The 17,773-nt window shown below is 73.0% G+C and carries 12 protein-coding genes and 1 pseudogene; 5 read left to right on the forward strand and 8 right to left on the reverse strand.

What is annotated here, in order from left to right; translation table 11 throughout:
• The first annotated feature begins 59 nt into the window (after positions 1-59).
• A complete protein-coding gene (locus tag NHL53_RS00240) occupies positions 60-1,115 on the forward strand; it encodes an LLM class flavin-dependent oxidoreductase (RefSeq protein WP_433773959.1) in 1,056 nt (351 codons plus the stop codon).
• 993 nt (positions 1,116-2,108) lie between these two features.
• Here NHL53_RS00240 and NHL53_RS00245 read toward each other — a convergent pair.
• From NHL53_RS00245 to NHL53_RS00280, 8 genes and pseudogenes are all read right to left on the reverse strand, one after another.
• Positions 2,109-3,683, reverse strand: a complete 1,575-nt coding sequence (locus NHL53_RS00245) for an N-acyl-D-amino-acid deacylase family protein (RefSeq protein WP_433773961.1) — start codon at positions 3,681-3,683, stop codon at positions 2,109-2,111.
• Between the two features lie 478 nt (positions 3,684-4,161).
• Positions 4,162-5,115 (reverse strand): prephenate dehydratase, encoded by a 954-nt coding sequence (pheA, locus tag NHL53_RS00250; RefSeq protein ID WP_433773963.1) that lies wholly within the window; start codon positions 5,113-5,115, stop codon positions 4,162-4,164.
• Between the two features lie 556 nt (positions 5,116-5,671).
• Positions 5,672-6,235: a hypothetical protein gene (locus NHL53_RS00255; RefSeq protein ID WP_433773964.1), complete on the reverse strand. Its 564-nt coding sequence runs from the start codon at positions 6,233-6,235 to the stop codon at positions 5,672-5,674.
• On the reverse strand, positions 6,232-7,029 hold the full coding sequence (locus NHL53_RS00260; protein WP_433773966.1) for a hypothetical protein: 798 nt from the start codon (positions 7,027-7,029) through the stop codon (positions 6,232-6,234). Before NHL53_RS00260 ends, NHL53_RS00255 begins: the two co-directional genes overlap by 4 nt.
• Positions 7,030-7,556: 527 nt before the next feature.
• Positions 7,557-9,200 carry a phosphoglucomutase (alpha-D-glucose-1,6-bisphosphate-dependent) gene (gene pgm, locus NHL53_RS00265; RefSeq protein WP_433773968.1) on the reverse strand — a complete coding sequence of 548 codons (1,644 nt, stop codon included), beginning with the start codon at positions 9,198-9,200 and terminating at the stop codon, positions 7,557-7,559.
• A gap of 698 nt (positions 9,201-9,898) precedes the next feature.
• Positions 9,899-11,059, reverse strand: a complete 1,161-nt coding sequence (locus tag NHL53_RS00270) for an AI-2E family transporter (RefSeq protein WP_433773970.1) — start codon at positions 11,057-11,059, stop codon at positions 9,899-9,901.
• A gap of 87 nt (positions 11,060-11,146) precedes the next feature.
• A complete protein-coding gene (locus NHL53_RS00275; RefSeq protein ID WP_433773972.1) occupies positions 11,147-11,527 on the reverse strand; it encodes a substrate-binding domain-containing protein in 381 nt (126 codons plus the stop codon).
• Positions 11,528-11,933: 406 nt separating this feature from the next.
• Positions 11,934-12,605, reverse strand: a pseudogene (locus NHL53_RS00280) (NPCBM/NEW2 domain-containing protein); the annotation flags it as partial.
• A gap of 116 nt (positions 12,606-12,721) precedes the next feature.
• On the opposite strand from NHL53_RS00280, the gene NHL53_RS00285 reads away from it, so the two are divergent.
• The 4 genes from NHL53_RS00285 (at position 12,722) to NHL53_RS00300 (ending at position 17,670) form a co-directional block, all read left to right on the forward strand.
• Positions 12,722-13,849 (forward strand): Gfo/Idh/MocA family protein, encoded by a 1,128-nt coding sequence (locus NHL53_RS00285; RefSeq protein WP_433774422.1) that lies wholly within the window; start codon positions 12,722-12,724, stop codon positions 13,847-13,849.
• 2 nt (positions 13,850-13,851) lie between these two features.
• On the forward strand, positions 13,852-15,057 hold the full coding sequence (locus NHL53_RS00290) for a DUF993 family protein (protein WP_433773974.1): 1,206 nt from the start codon (positions 13,852-13,854) through the stop codon (positions 15,055-15,057).
• Entirely contained in the window at positions 15,054-15,989 is a 936-nt protein-coding gene (locus NHL53_RS00295; protein ID WP_433773975.1) for a sugar phosphate isomerase/epimerase family protein, read from the forward strand. The genes NHL53_RS00290 and NHL53_RS00295 overlap by 4 nt, the downstream gene beginning before the upstream one ends.
• A 643-nt stretch (positions 15,990-16,632) precedes the next feature.
• Entirely contained in the window at positions 16,633-17,670 is a 1,038-nt protein-coding gene (locus tag NHL53_RS00300; RefSeq protein WP_433773977.1) for a LacI family DNA-binding transcriptional regulator, read from the forward strand.
• Positions 17,671-17,773 lie beyond the last annotated feature (103 nt).

Genomic DNA, 17,773 nt, shown 5'->3' on the forward strand with positions numbered 1-17,773 from the left:
GCACCCGGCGCTTGCCCCCTCGGGAATGCCCGGTGCCGGGATCCGGTTGAGGGTGAGCGATGAGCACCTCCCCCGTTCCCGCCCTCTCCCTCCTGGATCTCGTGCCCACGCGCACGGGCCAGACGACCGCGCAGGCGCTGACCGCGTCGCTCGACCTCGCGCAGCGGGCCGACGAGCTCGGCTTCCGCCGCTTCTGGTTCGCGGAGCACCACAACATGCCCGCCGTCGCATCGACGTCGCCGCCCGTGCTCATCGCGGCGGCCGCGGCGCGCACGCAGCGCATCCGGGTCGGCTCCGGCGGCGTCATGCTGCCCAACCACGCGCCGCTCATCGTCGCCGAGCAGTTCGCAGCCCTCGAGGCCCTCGCGCCCGGTCGCATCGACCTCGGCCTCGGCCGCGCACCCGGCAGCGACCCCGTCATCACGCAGCTGCTGCGCCGATCCGGCACCACCAGCGAAGCGCAGCAGTTCCCCGACCACGTGCAGGACATCCTGCAGCTCATGTCGCCCGAGGGCGCGACCGTGCGCTTCACCTCCGGCGGCACGTACGACGTGCACGCGACGCCCGCCGCCGAAGGATCCCCCGCGGTGTGGCTGCTCGGATCCAGCGACTTCTCCGCGCAGCTCGCCGCGCAGATGGGCCTGCCCTACGTGTTCGCGAACCACTTCGCCGGCGACGGCGTCGAACGCGCGATGGCGCTGTACCGCCAGGGGTTCCAGCCGAGCGAGCAGCACCCCGAGCCGCAGTCGTTCCTCACCGCGAACGTCGTCGTCGCGCCCACCCGCGAGGAGGCCGAGGAGCGCGCCCTGCCCCAGCTGCGTCAGTTCGCGCGGCTGCGCACGAACAAGCCGATGCGGCCGCTCGAGACGATCGACGAGGTGCACGAGAACCCGTCGGACGAGCTCGAGGCGTCGTTCGTGCAGCAGAACCGGCAGCGCTGGTTCGTCGGCGAGGCCCGCGAGGTCGCCGACGAGCTGCGCGCCTTCGCCGAGACCCATGAGGTCGACGAGGTCATGATCTCGCCGTCCGGCGGAGCGTACGCCGCCGAGGATCCCGCCACCGCCATCGGCCGCATGCAGACGATCGAGCTGCTCGCGGGCGCGCTGGCCGCGTAGGCGTCCGCCGCGGTGGCGGAGAGCGTCGCCGCCACCGCGGCGCGGCTGCCGCCCCGCGGGGATCCGGATCCGCCGCCCCGCGGTCGTGCCTGTGCTGAGGCTCGCCACCACACGCGGCCCTCGCAGCCCCGAACCCGGCACCTTCCGGCGACCCGACGTCCCGTACGAACCCGAGCCGCCGCCGGATACGGCTGCCGTCCCGCGGGAAGCACCACCCGATTTCGCGCCGCGACACCGCCGCGTTCCGTCGGAGATGCTCGTCCGCAGCCCGCTCCACGCGCGGCTTCCCACCCCCGAGACGAGAATCTCCGACACAACGAACGCCCCACCTCACGAAGGTCGCCGCAGAACGCCGCCTCCCCCACGCCGGACCCGACACATCCTGGCGACCCGCCGAACGGCCCGGCCCACACGGATCCGCTCGACAGGCCCCGCCCGCACGACCACGCCCGCCTCGCAACCCTCCGAACGCGCACACCGCCACCGCCACCGCACGCCGCACAGGGATCCGCAGGGATCCACGCCGTCAACCACACCCGCGCGGCGACCCACTGAACGTCCGCGCCCCGCACGCCGACCACACCGCGTAGGAATCCGCGCCGTCAACCGCGCGCACGACCACGCCCGCCCCGCGCCCCGTCAGCCGCGCACACCGCCACCGCACGCCGCACAGGGATCCGTCCGGTCAGCCACACATGCCGCACGCACGCACCGCGCCCCACGCCCACGCCCACGCACCCTGCCTCCGCGCCTCCACGCACCGCACACCCCGCCCGCCCCGCGACCTGCCGAACATCCGCGCCCCGCGCGCAGCCCCTCCGACGGCTCCGCCAGCCGCGCCGCGCGCGCCGTGTCGCCCACGCGCCCCGCGGGAACACCGCGCCGCTCCGCAGGAACACCGCGCCGTCCCTCGGGAACACCGCGCCACTCCGCGGGCCCCGCCCCCCCGCCGAACGTCCGCGCACCCCGCCCGCACGCCCTGCAAAGCTCCGCTCAGCCGCGCGCGGCCCGCAGCCCGCCGCCGGGGGTCTCGTCGGTGAGGCGTCCGCCCGCGAGCACGGGGCGGCCGGAGACGATCACGTCGTCGATCCCCTCGGCCACGAGGCCGGGGCGCTCGTAGGTCGCGGCGTCGCGCACGGCGTCCGGGTCGACGAGCGCGATGTCGGCGATCGCGCCGGGAAGGATGCGGCCGCGGTCGCCCAGCCGGAACCGCTCGGCGGGCGCGGTCGACAGGTGACGCACGGCGGCGGGCCAGTCGAGGAAGCCGCGCTCGCACACGTAGGTGGCGAGGTAGGACGCGAACGTGCCGCGGGCGCGCGGATGCGGGTGGGATCCGATGAAGATGCCGTCGGATCCGCCCATGTGCGCCGGATGCCCGATGAGGCGGCCGAGATCCTCGACGGGCCGCTGGTCGCGCACCGCCATGATCGCGTTGGCCTCGAGGCGCGCCGCGGCGAGCACGTCGAGCGCCGCGTCGATGGCGTCGGTGCCGCGGCGCTCCGCGATCTGCGCGAGCGTCAGGCCGTGGGCCCAGCCGAACTCGTCGGCCGCGATGTGTCCGAGCGTCAGCAGATCCGGCCATTCGGGGCCGAGGCTGGGGTTGCGCGCGACCCGCGGGAACCACTCGCGCCGCAGCCGGTCCCGCTCGCTCGGATCCGCGAGCAGCGAGACGACGGCGTCCGGATCCATCGCGTTCAGCTCGGGCGGCAGCATCGTCATGGCGAGGATCGAGCACCCCCGGGTGTACGGGTAGGCGTCGAAGCTGGCGGGCACGCCGCGCTCGTCGAGCAGCCGCATGAGCCGCGCCGCCTCGTCGGCGCGCGTGTGGAAGTGCGAGATGTGCACGGGCACGCCCGCGATCTCGCCGATGCGCGCCGCCTCCTCGACGCCGACCTCCGAGTTGTCCTCGTAGCCGCCGCGCATGTGCGTCACGTACGGCAGCCCGGCCGGGGCGAGCGGGGCGCAGAGCGCGGCGATCTCGTCGGCGTCCGCGAAGATGCCGGGCGCGTAGTCGAGGCCCGTCGACAGGCCGACCGCGCCGTCCGCCACGCCCTCCGCCACCAGCCGCGCCATGCGCACGCGCTCGTCCTCCGTCGCGGGGCGGCGCGCGGATCCCATCACCTCGTGCCGCACGGTGCCGGCGGGCACGAGGTAGGCGACACGCAGGCGGATCCGGTCGTCGTACGTCGCGAGGAGGTCGGCGACGCGATCTCCCCGGTACGCGGGGTGGGGGCCGTTGATCGCCGCGAAGTACTCGGAGGCGAAGGATCCGTCGCCCGGCGCGTACGAGACGCCGTCCTGCCCGCCGATCACGGTCGTCACGCCCTGCCGCAGCAGCGCGAGCTGCACGTCGTCGTCGAACACGACGCCCTCGGCGTGCGCGTGGGCGTCGACGAATCCGGGCACGACGAGGCGCCCCTCCGCGTCGACCGTCTGCGCGCCGGACGCGTCGACCTCGCCGACCGCGCCGACGCGGTCGCCCTCGATGAGGACGTCCGCGGGCGCGGGATCCGATCCGTCGCCCGCGACGACGCGGCCTCCGCGGATGAGCAGCGCGCGCTCGGGCATCGATCGTCCTCCTCGGTCGCACGGCCTCGCCGCGTACGCCGTCACGCTAGCAGGGGCAGGGATCCGCCTCTCGCGCCCCTCATGACGGTGCCAGGCGAACGGGTGCCGGAGAACGTCGCCGCGACAGACAACAGAACGTGGCGACCCGACGGCTCGGACCGGGAGACCCCCGACCGTTCTGTCGGAGATCCGAGCCTCGACACCGCCCGGACGCCCCGGACTCCGCCCGCGACCCGAGAATCCCCGACGGAACGGCCGCAGACGCGACCTGAACGACCCCGGCACACGGGCCACCGGAAGATGTCCTCGCACCGGCACGACAGGCGACAGAACGTGGCGACCCATCCGCCGAACGCCGGGAGACCCCGACCGTTCTGTCGGAGATCCGGACCCCGACACCGCCCGGACGCCCCGGACGCCCCGGAATCCGCCCGCGACCCGAAAATCCCCGACGGACCGACCGCGGACGCGACCCGGATCAGCCGTCGTCGACGCCGGTGAGGAGGCCCCGCACCCAGTCGCGCGCGTCGGCGAACGACTCGTCGCTGTAGCGGGGCGAGCAGGGCACGGTCACGCGGTCGGCGCGGGGGTACGAGCCGAGGAAGATGACGTTCGGGCTGAACCGCTTGAGCCCCATGAGGGCGTCGGCGACCCGCTCGTCCTCGATGTGGCCGTCGGCGTCGATGACGAAGCGGTAGCGCCCGAGGCGGTCTCCGACGGGCCGCGACTGGATGAGGCTGAGGTTGATGCCGCGGGTCGCGAACTGCTCGAGCATCTCGAGCAGCGCGCCCGGCACCTCCTTCGGCAGCTCGGCGATGAGCGACGTCTTGTCGGCTCCCGTGCGCGCGGGCGGCACGACCGTGCGCGTCACGAGCACGAAACGGGTGACGGCGTCGGGGTTGTCGCCGATGCCCTCCGCGAGCACGTCGACGTCGTAGTGGTCCACGACGCCGGGTGCCGCGATGGCGGCCTGCGCGGGCAGGGATCCGTCGAGCACCCCGATCGCGCTGGCCACGTTGCTGGCCGCGACCACCGGCTCGTGCTGAGGCACGTGCCGGCCGAGCCACTCGAGACACTGCGCATAGGCGACGGGGTGCGCGGCGATCTGCGAGACGTCCTCGATGCGGGTGCCGCGCGGCGCGACGAGCACGAAGCTCACGGGCACGAGGTACTCGCCGATGATGCGCAGGCCGGGGGTGTTGGCGAGGGCGTCCTGCGCGCTCGACACCCCGCCCTCGACGGTGTTCTCGATCGCGATCATCGCGCCGTGCGCGCGACCGCTCGCGACATCGGCCAGCGCCGCCCCCACGTTCGCGACGGGGTTCCACCGCTGTCCCTGCGCCTCCTGCACCTGCGCGAGCGCCGCCTCGGTGAAGGTTCCGGCGGGCCCGAGATAGCTGTACGTGCGCGGCTCGTCGGCTTCCATCGGCATACGAGGATCCTACGCCCGGGCGGGGGCGCGGATCCGCCGGGCGAGCCCCTCCCGCGTCCGGCCGGGCACCCCTGCGTGGAGGCGGTCCGGCGGGATCGCGGTGCGCGCACCGGCAGAGGTCGAGACGCAGGGCCGGGCAGACGGATCCGTGTCCCACGTTCGGCGGGAAAGGGATCCGCATACCCGCACGAAACGAGACACGCACACCCCGGCCCGACGACCATGTCTCACGTCGGGCGGGAAAGGGACCCGCATACCCGCACGAAACGAGACACGCACCGCCCGAGGGGCGCGGACGCGCGGCGCGGGCCCGGCGAGGGTTCGCCACGAAGCGTCGCCTCCGATCGCCGGGAGACCGCGCTTCCCTGCGACCCATGCCACCGCCCGGCCCGGCGACCGTGTCTCACGTTCTGCGGGAAAGGGACCCGCATACCCGCACGAAACGAGACACGCACACCCCGGCCCGACGACCGTGTCCCACGTTCGGCGGGAAAGACATCCCCACACCCGCACGAAACGAGACACGGATCAGCTGAAGGGCCCGCCCCGGTCCTGCTCAGCCGATCGGATCGCCCCAGCTGTCGAGCGACTCGTCGGTGTCGAGGATGTACGCCTGCGGGTGGTCCGGCAGGTAGCGCACGACGATCTTCTCGCCCGCGAACGCGAGCGACGTGTCGCCCGGGTACGACGGCGGCGTGAAGAACGGGAACGGCAGCGTGTACGTCTCTCCGTCCTCCGCGGTGAAGCGCACGGCCTCGCGGCCCGCGCCGTCGACCTTCTCCGCCTCGACCGCGACGCCGTTCGCGTGGATGTAGCCCGACGTGATCGGCCCCATGATGAGGCTCAGCAGGCCGATGACGCCGCCCGCGAGCACGACCAGGGCCAGCACGCGGAAGGCCCACTGCCGGACGATCAGCAGCACGGGGCGCCGCTGCGCGACCGCGACCGCCTGGCCGCGCTCCTCCCGCAGCAGCTGGAGGCGCGAAGGTGCGGATCCGGACGCGCCGCCGAACGCGTGGGAGAGGAGGCCGACCGCGCCGAACGCCGCGATGAACACCATGGCGTAGCCGTGGGTCGCGGGGAAGTTCGCGAGCCAGATGACGGTGTCGAGGATGTTCATCGCAGCGGCTCCTCTCGGATGATGGTCATCGCGACCCGGTCCGGGCGCTCGGGCTCGTACATCGCGTAGACGGGCGCCCCGACCTGCACGTGGCCGAGCGCCTCGGGACGCACGAACACGGTCGTCGTCTCCTCGCGCGCCGGGGTGCCGTCCTCGGGCGTGATGAGCAGCGTCACCTCGAGCTCGACGTTGCCCTCGCGGCGGACGCCCGTGGGCGTCATGGCGCGCACGCTGGCGGGCTGGGAGATGCCGCGGCTGCGCGCGTCGACGAGGTCGGGCGGGATGAGTCCCTTCGCGATGCGCCACTCGAGCAGCAGGCGGCGCACCGAGGGATCCTCGGGATCCGCGATCTCGACCCGGTCGAGGTTCTCGGGGTCGTAGCGCACGGGGAAGAGGGAGCCCGGCTGCACGGCCGCGATGTCGGCCGCGTCGAACAGGCTGCGCAGGCTCGACACGAAGGGCTCGCCCGAGGTGGGCGTCACGTCGAAGAACACGTCGTACTGCGGCACGTCGTTGATGGTCGTGCCCGTGCGGCGGGTCTCGATGACCTGCGCGACCGCGATCTCGGAGCGCGTGCCGCTCCGGCCGGCCGCGATGCTCTTCGTCGGGAGGAAGCCCCCGAGCATGAGCAGGATCCCCCACGCGACGCCCACGAAGATCATGCTCGTCTCGCTGTCGTCGGCCCACGGCAGCACGGAGCTGCTCTGGTCGACGCCGAACAGCCCCTCGCCCACCCAGATCGCGAGCAGGACGGTCAGCGCGAGCCACACGATCCGAAGGATCCACCTCAGCATGTTCTGTTTCCTCTCCGGGACGACTCTAGGGCGTGCGGGCGGGGATGCCGCACGCGACGCCCTCGCCGTTCACCGAGCCGTCATGCGGGACGGCCCCGGGACCTGCGCGATCGCCCCGCACCCCGCGCGGCGGGCAGGCACGTCTCGCGGGGCGCCGCCCCTCTCGCGTCCGCACGGATGAGTCGCCACGAAACGTCGCCCCGGGGTACACCGGGCCGCGGTCCGTGGCGAGTCACGGGGATCCGCGTCCCGCCCCGCGCGGGTCGCCACAGAACGTCGCCTCGGGACACAAGGAGACCGCGGCCCTGAGGGGCACACGTCGGCGCCCCGCATGCGTCGCCACGAAACGTCACCTGCAGACACCGGGAGGGCGCGGTTCGTGGCGAGTCATCGCCTCCGCCCGCGCGGGTCGCCACGAAACACCGCCTCGGAACACAAGGAAGCCGCGGTCCGCGGCGCCCCATCCGTTCCCCGCACGACGAGGGGGCGGCGGATCCCGTGGATCCGCCGCCCCCTCTCGCGTCGGGCTACGCGCCGAGCACGGCGTCGACGATGGCCTTCGCCTCGCGCTGCACCTCGGCGAGGTGCTGCGGGCCGCGCAGGCTCTCGGCGTAGAGCTTGTAGACGTCCTCGGTGCCGGACGGGCGCGCGGCGAACCACGCGAAGTCGGTCTGCACCTTCAGGCCGCCGATCGCGGCGCCGTTGCCGGGCGCGTGCGACAGCTTCGCGGTGATGGGGTCGCCCGCCAGCTCGTCGGCGGCGACGTCCTCCGGCGCGAGCGCCTTCAGCACCGCCTTCTGCGCGGGCGTCGCGGCCGCGTCGACGCGCTGGTACGACGACGCGCCGTACTCCGCCTCGAGCTCCGCGTAGCGCTGCGACGGCGTCTTGCCCTGCACCGCGATGATCTCGGCGGCGACGAGGCAGAGGATGATGCCGTCCTTGTCGGTCGTCCACACGGTGCCGTCCGCGCGCAGGAACGAGGCTCCCGCCGACTCCTCGCCGCCGAAGGCGACGGATCCGTCGATGAGGCCGGGCACGAACCACTTGAATCCGACGGGCACCTCGAGGAGGCGACGGCCGAGCGTCTCGGTGACGCGGTCGATCATCATCGACGACACGAGGGTCTTGCCGACCGCCGCCTCGGGCGACCAGCCCGGACGGTGCGAGAAGAGGTGATCGATCGCGACCGCGAGGAAGTGGTTGGGGTTCATGAGACCCGCATCGGGGGTGACGATGCCGTGCCGGTCGGCGTCGGCGTCGTTGCCCGTGAGCACGTCGAACTCGTCCCTCCGCGCGACGAGCGCCGCCATGGCCGACGGCGACGACGGATCCATGCGGATCTTCTCGTCCCAGTCGAGCGTCATGAAGCGCCACGTCGGGTCGACGTCGGGGTTCACGACCGTGAGGTCGAGCCCGTAGGTCTCGGCGATGAGCTGCCAGTACTCGACCGACGCGCCGCCCAGCGGGTCGGCGCCGATGCGCACGCCCGCGGAGCGGATCGCCTCCATGTCGATGACGGATCCGAGATCGCGCACGTACGCCTCGCGGAAGTCGTACGACCCGATCGCGTCGTCGTCGAGGTCGGCGAACCGCACCCGCTTGACGTCCTCGAGGCCCGAGGCGATGAGCTCGTTGGCGCGGTCGGCGATCCAGCCCGTCGCGTCGGAGTCGGCAGGGCCGCCGTGCGGCGGGTTGTACTTGAAGCCGCCGTCGCCCGGCGGGTTGTGGCTGGGGGTGGCGACGATGCCGTCGGCGCGCTGGGGGTCGTCGGCGGCGCGGCCGCGATTCCAGGCGAGGATCGCGTGGCTCAGCGCCGGCGTGGGAACCCACGCGTCGCGCGCGTCGACGCGCACGTCGACGCCGTTCGCGATGAGAACTTCGACGGCCGTGCGCTCGGCGGGCAGCGACAGGGCGTGCGTGTCGCGGCCGAGGAACAGCGGCCCGGCGATGCCCTGCGCGGTGCGATAGTCGACGATCGCCTGCGTCGTGGCGAGGATGTGCGCCTCGTTGAAGCTCGTCGAGAGGCTCGACCCCCGATGCCCGCTCGTGCCGAACGCCACGCGCTGGGCGGCGACGGACGGATCGGGCCGAAGGTCGTAGTACGCGGCGATGAGCGCGTCGACGTCGACGAGGTCGCCGGGCTCGGCGGGCTGTCCTGCTCGAGTGGTCATGCGGCCATGATGCCAGCCGCAGGGCCCGGCGTCTCGGTTCGACGCCGTATTTCTCGCGCGCGGGCGCGGGTTCTCCGGTCGGTGCGCGTTCCTCGGTCGGTGCGGGTTCCTCGGTCGGTGCGCCGGGCTCGGGGTGGGACCGGCGCAGTTCGTCGGCCGCGAGGCGCGGCGTGCGCCCCGGGCGCGGCAGGACGATGCGTCCGGATCGCGGAAACGGTCGGATCCGAGGCTCCCAGGGGTGCGTTTCCGCGACCCGAAGATCCCGCAGCACACCCGAGTTGCAGAATCGCACCGGCGCACCCCCACCCGACGTGCACTTCGCGGACTCGAAGCACATCCGAGGCCTCCGAGCCGGAGGATCGCACGATTCCCGCGCACGGAGGTGCGCTTCGCAGACCCGGAGTCGCGCTCGCTCACGGATGCCGATCGGGCGGACTCGAGGATCCGGCAGGACGCCCGAGTCGCAGAAACGGCCGACCCGGGGCACCCAGGGGTGCGTTTCCGCGACCCGAAGATCCCGCAGCACACCCAAGTCGCAGAAACGGTCGGCTCCAAGGCGCCCAGGGGTGCGCTTCCGCGACCCGAAGATCCCGCAGCACGTCCGAGTCGCGGAAGCGCACGGATCCCGCGTCCCGGCCGGGCGCCCCACGGAGGAGGGGCGGGGGATCCGCAGATCCCCCGCCCCTCATCGCCTCGCGCTACGCGACGCTCTTCTCCTTCTTCCTGGCCCAGCGGGCCGGCTTGTCCGATCCGTCCCAGACCTGGATGATGCCCCAGGCGACCGCCGTCAGCGGCACCGCGAGGACCGCGCCGAGGATCCCGGCGAGCACGGTGCCGACCGTCAGGGCGATCAGGATGACGAGGCTGTGCAGCTTCAGCGCCCGGCCCATGAGCACGGGCTGCAGGAAGTTGCCCTCCAGCTGGTTGACGCCGACGATGATCGCGACGATGATCACGGCCGCCAGCAGGCCGTTGTCCATGAAGCCGCCGTCGACGAGGCCGACGAGCGCCGCGAGGACGCCGGCGAGGGTCGCACCCACGATCGGGATGAACGCCAGGAGGAACACGAGGAGCGTCAGGGGCAGCGCGAGCGGGATCTGCAGGACCAGCAGGCCGATGCCGATGCCGATCGCGTCGACCGCCGCGACCGCCGCCGTGCCGCGCACGTACGCGCCGAGGGTGTCGACGCTCTTGGAGCCGACGCGGCGCATGCGGTCGTACCACTCACCCTCGAAGGGGCGCAGGAGGAAGTTCCAGATGAGCGGCCCGTCCTTCAGGAAGAAGAACAGCACGACGGCCATCAGCACGAGGCTCGTCACGAAGGTCGCGACGGCGCTCACGCCCGCCACCGCGCCGCTGCCCACGCTCGATCCGAACTGCGCGCTCGTCGCGAAGTCCTGCAGAGCGCCCAGCCACTCGTCGATCTGCTCCTGCTCCGGCGCCCAGGGCAGCTGGTTGACCCACGCGATGATCTGGTCGATGCCCTTCTGGGCGCTCTCGTACAGGTCGCCCCACTGGCTCATGACGGCGCGCACCATCGCCCAGACCACGCCGCCGATGACGCCGACGATCGCGAGCAGGAGGATCACGGTCGCGAGCACGTTGGGCATGCGGGCGCGCATCCACCCCATCACCGGCTCGAACGCCGAGGCGAACACGAGGGCGAGCAGCACGGGGATCACGACGACCGTGACCGAGCGCATGGCCCAGATGACGCCCGCGACGAGCACGATCACGGCGATCAGCTGGATGCATCGGGTGGCGAACGTGCCGAAGCCGTCACGCCACGCGCTCGCACGCGCGGTCGGCGCGGCGAGCTGCGGCGGAGGCGGGGCGACATGCCGGCGGCGGTTGAACATCGTGTGGTTCCTTCCCCCTGAATGGTCGCAGTGCTCCCTATCGTGCCGGATCGGCGCCCGGAACGGCAGAGAGCCCGCCCCGGCGCGTCATGTCGACTCGCGGAGGGTGAGCGACGGAGCGAGCGCGATGCGGTGCGACGGCGACGCGTCGCGGCTCTCCAGCCGCATGAAGCACGTCTCGAGGGCGCGGCGCCCCACCGCCGCCTTCGGGGGTGCGATCGCCGTGAGCGGCACGCTCGCGAGCGAGGCGATCTCGTCGTCGTAGGCGACGATCGCGAAGTCCTCAGGCACCCGCAGGCCCCGTCGCTCGATGACGCTCAGCAGGCTGATCGCGAGACCGTCGGGCAGGACGATCGCCGCGCGGGCGCCCGCGGCGAGGAAGTCGTCGAGGAACGCGGCGAGCGCCTCCGACGAGGATCCGCCGATCTCGCGCGGCGAGGGGATCGTCGCGACCGGCGCCTCCCGCATCCCGCTGCGCGATGGAGGTGAAGGGCGACGCCTCGGATCCGTCGCCCGCGCCGTCCGCGGAGCAGTCGACCCGGTAGGTCGTCTCGGAGACGGCGACGACGGTCGCGGCGATCGATCCGGTCGCTGTCGTCCCGAAGGGGGCCTCGGCCGTCGCGGAGATCTCGGTCGTTCCGGGCTCGGCGTCGGCGGGGACGACGAACGTGGCGACGGCGCGGCCGTCGTCGTCGGCGTTGACGACCGTCTCGAGGTCGCCGAACCGCACCGTCACGGGCGTGCGGGGGCTCGCGCCCTCGACCGCGAGGGAGACGGGCATGCCCGGCGCCAGCAGCGAGAGGTCGGTGCCGCCCTCGGGCGAGAGGGAGAGGGGCTGGGCGACGAAGTCGTCGGTGCAGTTGATGCGCAGGTCGGCCCAGTCGGCGTGGTCGTTGCCGTTGCCCTCGGGACCGGGCTCGGAGCGGAGGGTGAGCGTCTCGGCGCCGCGGATGTCGAGGTTGAGCCGCCCCGCGGGGTCGGTGCCCGTGCGCTCGAGGTCGAACGCCTTCTCGCCGTCGACCTCGACGACGAAGTCGACGCGCCCCTTGCCGCTCTGGCTGTCGTCGATGCCGACGTATCCGCCGAGCTGGGTGCACTGGCCGCCCACGTCGTAGACGATCTCGGCCGGCGCGTGGGTGCCGAGGCCCTTCTCGTAGGTCGTGCCGCGGATCGACTGGATCGCGCGGTCGGGGTCGGGCTCGGCGCGGGCGCCGTTGTTGAAGTCGCGCTCCACGGGGCCCCAGCCGTTGTCGGCCGAGACCCACTCGAGGCCGCTCGCGTAGTGGATCGCGCCGCTCAGGTCGTCGGCGGCGAGTGCCGCCGCGGGCGCACCTGCCGCCACGAGCACCCCCGCCGCGACGGCCGCGATCGCCTTCTGTCTTCTGCGCACAGATTCCTCCTCGAATCGGCGTCCGTCGCCGCCGTGGCGACGGACGGGCCCATGCTGACAGGGCGCCGCGCGTTCGGCGCGCGAAGTGAACAGAAGTGAACACCCCGGGATCCCCGCGCCAGAAAGCGCTTGCCCGCGGCCGGATCCGTGTGTCACACTCGAATGAGCGGGAAAGCGCTTACCGATATCGCTCCCGCGCCCACGACCACCCGACGCAAGGAAGCATCATCGTGACCGAGACCACCCCGGCCGTCCGCGAGATCGGCATCATCATGAACGGCGCCTCGGGGCGCATGGGCTACCGCCAGCACCTCGTGCGATCGATCCTCGCGATCCGCGACGAGGGCGGCTTCGAGCTGCCGGACGGATCGAAGATCACCGTGCGTCCGCTGCTCGTCGGCCGCGACGCCTCGAAGCTCGCCGAGATCGCGAAGAGGCACGACATCGAGGACTACACGACCGACCTCGACGCGGCGCTCGCCGACCCCCGCTGGGAGATCTACGCCGACTTCCTCGTGACGAAGGCCCGCGCCACGGCGCTCCGCAAGGCCATCGCCGCCGGCAAGACCATCTACACCGAGAAGCCGACCGCCGAGTCGCTCGAGGAGTCCATCGAGCTCGCACAGCTCGCCAAGGAGGCGGGCGTCAAGACCGGCGTCGTGCACGACAAGCTGTACCTCCCCGGCCTGCAGAAGCTCAAGCGCCTCATCGACTCCGGATTCTTCGGCCGCATCCTCTCGGTGCGGGGCGAGTTCGGGTACTGGGTGTTCGAGGGCGACTGGCAGCCCGCGCAGCGCCCCAGCTGGAACTACCGGGTCGAAGACGGCGGCGGCATCATCGTCGATATGTTCCCCCACTGGAACTACGTGCTCGAGAACCTCTTCGGCAAGGTGCGGTCGGTCTACACGCAGGCGTCGATCCACGTCCCCGACCGGTGGGACGAGCAGGGCGAGCACTACACGACCACGGCCGAGGACGCCGCGTACGGCGTGTTCGAGCTGGAGGGCGGCGCGGTCGCGCAGATCAACTCCTCGTGGACCACGCGCGTGAACCGCGACGAGCTCGTCGAGTTCCACGTCGACGGCACGCTCGGATCCGCCGTCGTCGGCCTCTTCGGCGCGAAGGTCCAGCCGCGCGTCGCCACGCCGAAGCCGGTGTGGAACCCCGACCTGGAGGACACGATCGACTACGACGCCACCTGGCAGCAGGTGCCGACGAACGACGTCTTCCTCAACGGCTTCCGCCAGCAGTGGCAGGAGTTCCTCACGAGCTGTGCGACGGGATCCGACTACCCGTTCGACCTGCTCGCCGGCGCCCGCGGCATGCAGCTCGCACAGGCCGGCCTCGAGTCGAACGAGACCGGCGCGAAGGTCGCGCTCGACGAGATCGTGCTCGACTGATCATGGCCGACACCCTGACCCTGCTCGCGCCGAGCGGATCCGCATCGACCGTCCCGCTCGAAGAGGCCCCCGACTTCGCGCGCCCCGCGAACGGCCTGCGTTCCCGCGTCGCCTACGCGGCGGCGCACGTCGCCCCCATCGCGTGGGCGGACAACACCCCCGGCACCGCCGCGCGGATCGACTGGGACGCGACGCTCGCGTTCCGCCGCAGCGTCTACTCGTGGGGCCTCGGCGTCGCCGACGCCATGGACACCGCCCAGCGAAACATGGGCATCGACACGGTCGCCGTGCGCGAGCTCATCGCCCGCAGCGCGGAGGTCGCGCGCGAAGAGGGCGGATCCGTCGCCGTCGGCGTCAACACCGACGACCTCGATGCGGGATCCGCCTCCCTCTCGCAGATCGTCGACGCCTACAAGGGCCAGCTGCACCACGCCGAGGAGCACGGCGCCGTGCCGGTCATCATGGCGAGCCGTCACCTCGCGCACGCCGCGCAGTCGGCAGACGACTACGTGCGCGTCTACCGGCAGGTGCTCGACGCGGCCGCGGCGCCCGTCGTGCTGCACTGGCTCGGCACCGCGTTCGATCCGCAGCTCGCGGGCTACTTCGGATCGAGCGAGTGGACGGACGCCGCCGACACCCTCATCGAGATCATCGCCGCGGATCCCGCGAAGGTCGCCGGCGTGAAGATGAGCCTCCTCGACGCCGAGGCCGAGGTCGCGGTGCGCGAGCGCCTGCCCGAGGGCGTGCGCATGTTCACGGGCGACGACTACAACTACGTCGGGCTCATCGGCGGCGCCGACGTGCCGCAGGCGACGCAGCCGGCCCGGAGCGAGGGCACCGCCCGCACCCACTCCGACGCGCTCCTCGGCGCGTTCGCCGCGATCGCCCCCGTCGCCTCGGCCGCGATCCAGGCGCTCGACGCGGGGGATCCCGACCGCTTCCACGCGCTGCTGCAGCCCACCGAGGCGCTCAGCCGCCAGATCTTCGCGGCGCCGACGTTCTACTACAAGACGGGCGTCGCGTTCCTCGCCTGGCTGAACGGCCACCAGCCGGCGTTCCAGATGATCGGCGGCCTGCACTCGGCCCGCAGCCTCCCCCACCTCAGCGAGATCGTGCGGCTCGCCAACGCGTCCCGCGCCCTCGAGAAGCCCGACCTCGCGGCGGAGCGCTGGCACGCCCTGCTGCGCCTGAACGGAGTGGACGCATGACGACCCCGCACCCCCGCCTGTCCATCAACCAGGCGACCATCAAGAAGACGACGGTCGCCGAGGCGATCGAGATCACCCGAGCCGCGGGCGTCGGCGCGATCGGCCTCTGGCGCGAGCAGGTGCACGAGGCGGGCCTCGACGAGTCGGTGCGGATGCTCGCCGACTCGGGCCTGCGCTACTCGACGCACTGCCGCGGCGGATGGTTCACGGCCGAGGAGGGCCCCGACCGCGTCGCCGCGCTCGACGACAACCGCCGCGCGATCGACGAGACCGCCGCCCTCGCGGAAGCCGGCGCCCCCGGATCCCGCGCGGCGCTCGTCATCGTCGTCGGCGGGCTGCCAGCGGGCTCCGGTTCCGGCGCGGCGAGCGCGGGTGCCGCGGGTGGCGGATCCGATGCGCGCGACCGCTGGTCCGGATCCCGCGATCTCGTGGGCGCGCGGGAGCGCGTGCGCGACGCGGTGGCGCAGCTCGCGCCGCACGCCGAGCAGGCGGGCGTGCAGATCGCCCTCGAGCCCCTGCACCCGATGTACGCCTCCGACCGCTCGGTGCTGTCGACGCTCGATCAGGCCCTCGACATCGCGGGCGACTTCGATCCGTCGGTCGTCGGCGTCACGGTCGACACGATCCACCTGTGGTGGGATCCGCACGTGCTCGACAAGATCGCGCGCGCCGGGGCCGAGGGCCGCATCGCGTCGTATCAGGTGTGCGACTGGAAGACGCCGCTGCCCGCCGACACGCTGCTCGCCAGGCACTACCCCGGCGACGGCGTCATCGACTTCGGCCCCATGACGCGCGCCGTCGAGGCGGCCGGGTACGCGGGCGACATCGAGGTGGAGCTGCTGAACCAGGAGATCTGGGACACCGACCCCGCCGAGGTCGTGCGCCGCACGATCGAGAGCTTCGACCGAGCCGTCGCCCCGCACCTGGGCTGAGCGCACCCCGCGTCGACCGGGGATCCCGCGGACGCCGGACGTTTCCGCCAGAATCCGTCCGGCGTTCGCGGGATCCCCGTCGGTTTCCGCGCTGCCGATGCACGACGACGCCAATCCATCCGCCGCACGCCCGAACACGCCGGGCATCGGGGCCCGACACCGAAAACTGGCGTCGTCGTGCGCTGCGGTGCCACACCACCACCCCGAGGCCGCGAACGCCGGGCGCGCCCGGGATGTGCGAGTTCCCCGCCGAGTTCCGTACCGCCCCGTACACAACGACGCCAATCCATCCGCCGAACACCCCGACACGCCGTCCCGCCGCACCACACCCCCGGAATCTGGCGTCGTCGTGCATCGCCTCGCGGATCCACCACCCCTACCGTCCGCCCGCACACCGGCGGATCCGCCGCCCGCAGCGGATCCCACCCACCGCAACCTCCGCCGATGCCGCGCGGAACACGACCGAACGGCAGCCCCGCCGGGGAGCCGTGGGCTCCGCCTCCGCCCGACGTCCGCGCGTGCATGACGACGGCAATCCGCGGCCCCCGCGCCCGACACGCCGCTGCACGAAGCAGTCGACGTGGATTCTGCCGTCGTTCTGCACGGCCGGACTCGCCATCCGCCAACCGATAGGGTCACCATCATGACGACCGCCTCCGGAACCGCGACGTCGCGGGCCGCCACGCTGCACGACGTCGCCCAGGAGGCGGGGGTGTCGCTGGCCACCGCGTCGCGCGTGCTCAACGGATCCACCCGCCGCGTCGCCGACGCGTACCGGGAGCGGGTCGAGGCCGCCGCCGCGAAGCTCGGCTACGCCGCGAACCTCTCGGCGCAGGCCACGGCGCGCGGCACGTCCGCGACGCTCGCGCTGCTCGTCGCCGACATCGCCGACCCCTACTTCTCGCAGGTCGCGGCCGGCGCCGCGCGGGCGGCCGACGACGAGGGCCTCGTCATGACCATCGGCCTCACAGAGCGCGCTCCCGAGCGGGAGATCCAGCTCGTGCGCGCGCTGCGCGGCCAGCGGCCCCGCGGGATCGTGCTCGCGGCGTCGCGCGCCGAGGGCGCCCACACCCCGGCGCTGGCGGAGACGCTGCGCGCGGTGCAGGCGACCGGCGGCCGCATCGTCACCTTCGGCGAGCGCGAGGAGGGCGTGGACTCGCGCACCGTCGCGATCGACAACCTCGGAGGCACGCGCATGCTCGCCGCGGAGCTCGCCGCCCGCGGGTACCGCGACGCGCTGATCCTCGCCGCCGCGCCGGGCCTCGTGACGAGCGACGACCGCGTCGACGGGTTCACGGCGGGCTTCGCGGCCGCGGGAGGGCGGATCGGGCGCGTGCTGCGGGGCTCCCTCTCGCGCGATTCGGGATACGACCTCATGCGCGAGGCGCTCGCGGAGGGCGTCGAGCCCGGGACCCTCGTGTTCGGCCTCACCGACGTAATTGCGTTCGGCGCGATGTCCGCCGTGCGCGACGCGGGGCGCTCGGTCGGGTCGGACATCGCCGTCGCGGGCTTCGGCGACATCGCGGCGGGCCGCGACATCGTCCCCGCCCTCACCACCGTGCGCGCGCCGCTCGACCGGCTGGGCCAGCTCGCCGTGCGCGCGGTCGTCGACGACGACTGGACGGATCCGGATCCCCTCCCCCTCGAAGTCATCGTGCGGGAGAGCACGCCCGCCCGCTGAGGGCGCCGCGCTCTCGTGCGTCGCCGTTCTGCCGGAGATCCCGACCACCAGAGACGCCGTCACCGAGCGGCACGAAGGAAAGATCTCCGACGCAACGGCCCCG

Origin of the sequence: Microbacterium sp. gxy059 (assembly GCF_050958665.1) — a bacterium.
Classification (GTDB): domain Bacteria; phylum Actinomycetota; class Actinomycetes; order Actinomycetales; family Microbacteriaceae; genus Microbacterium.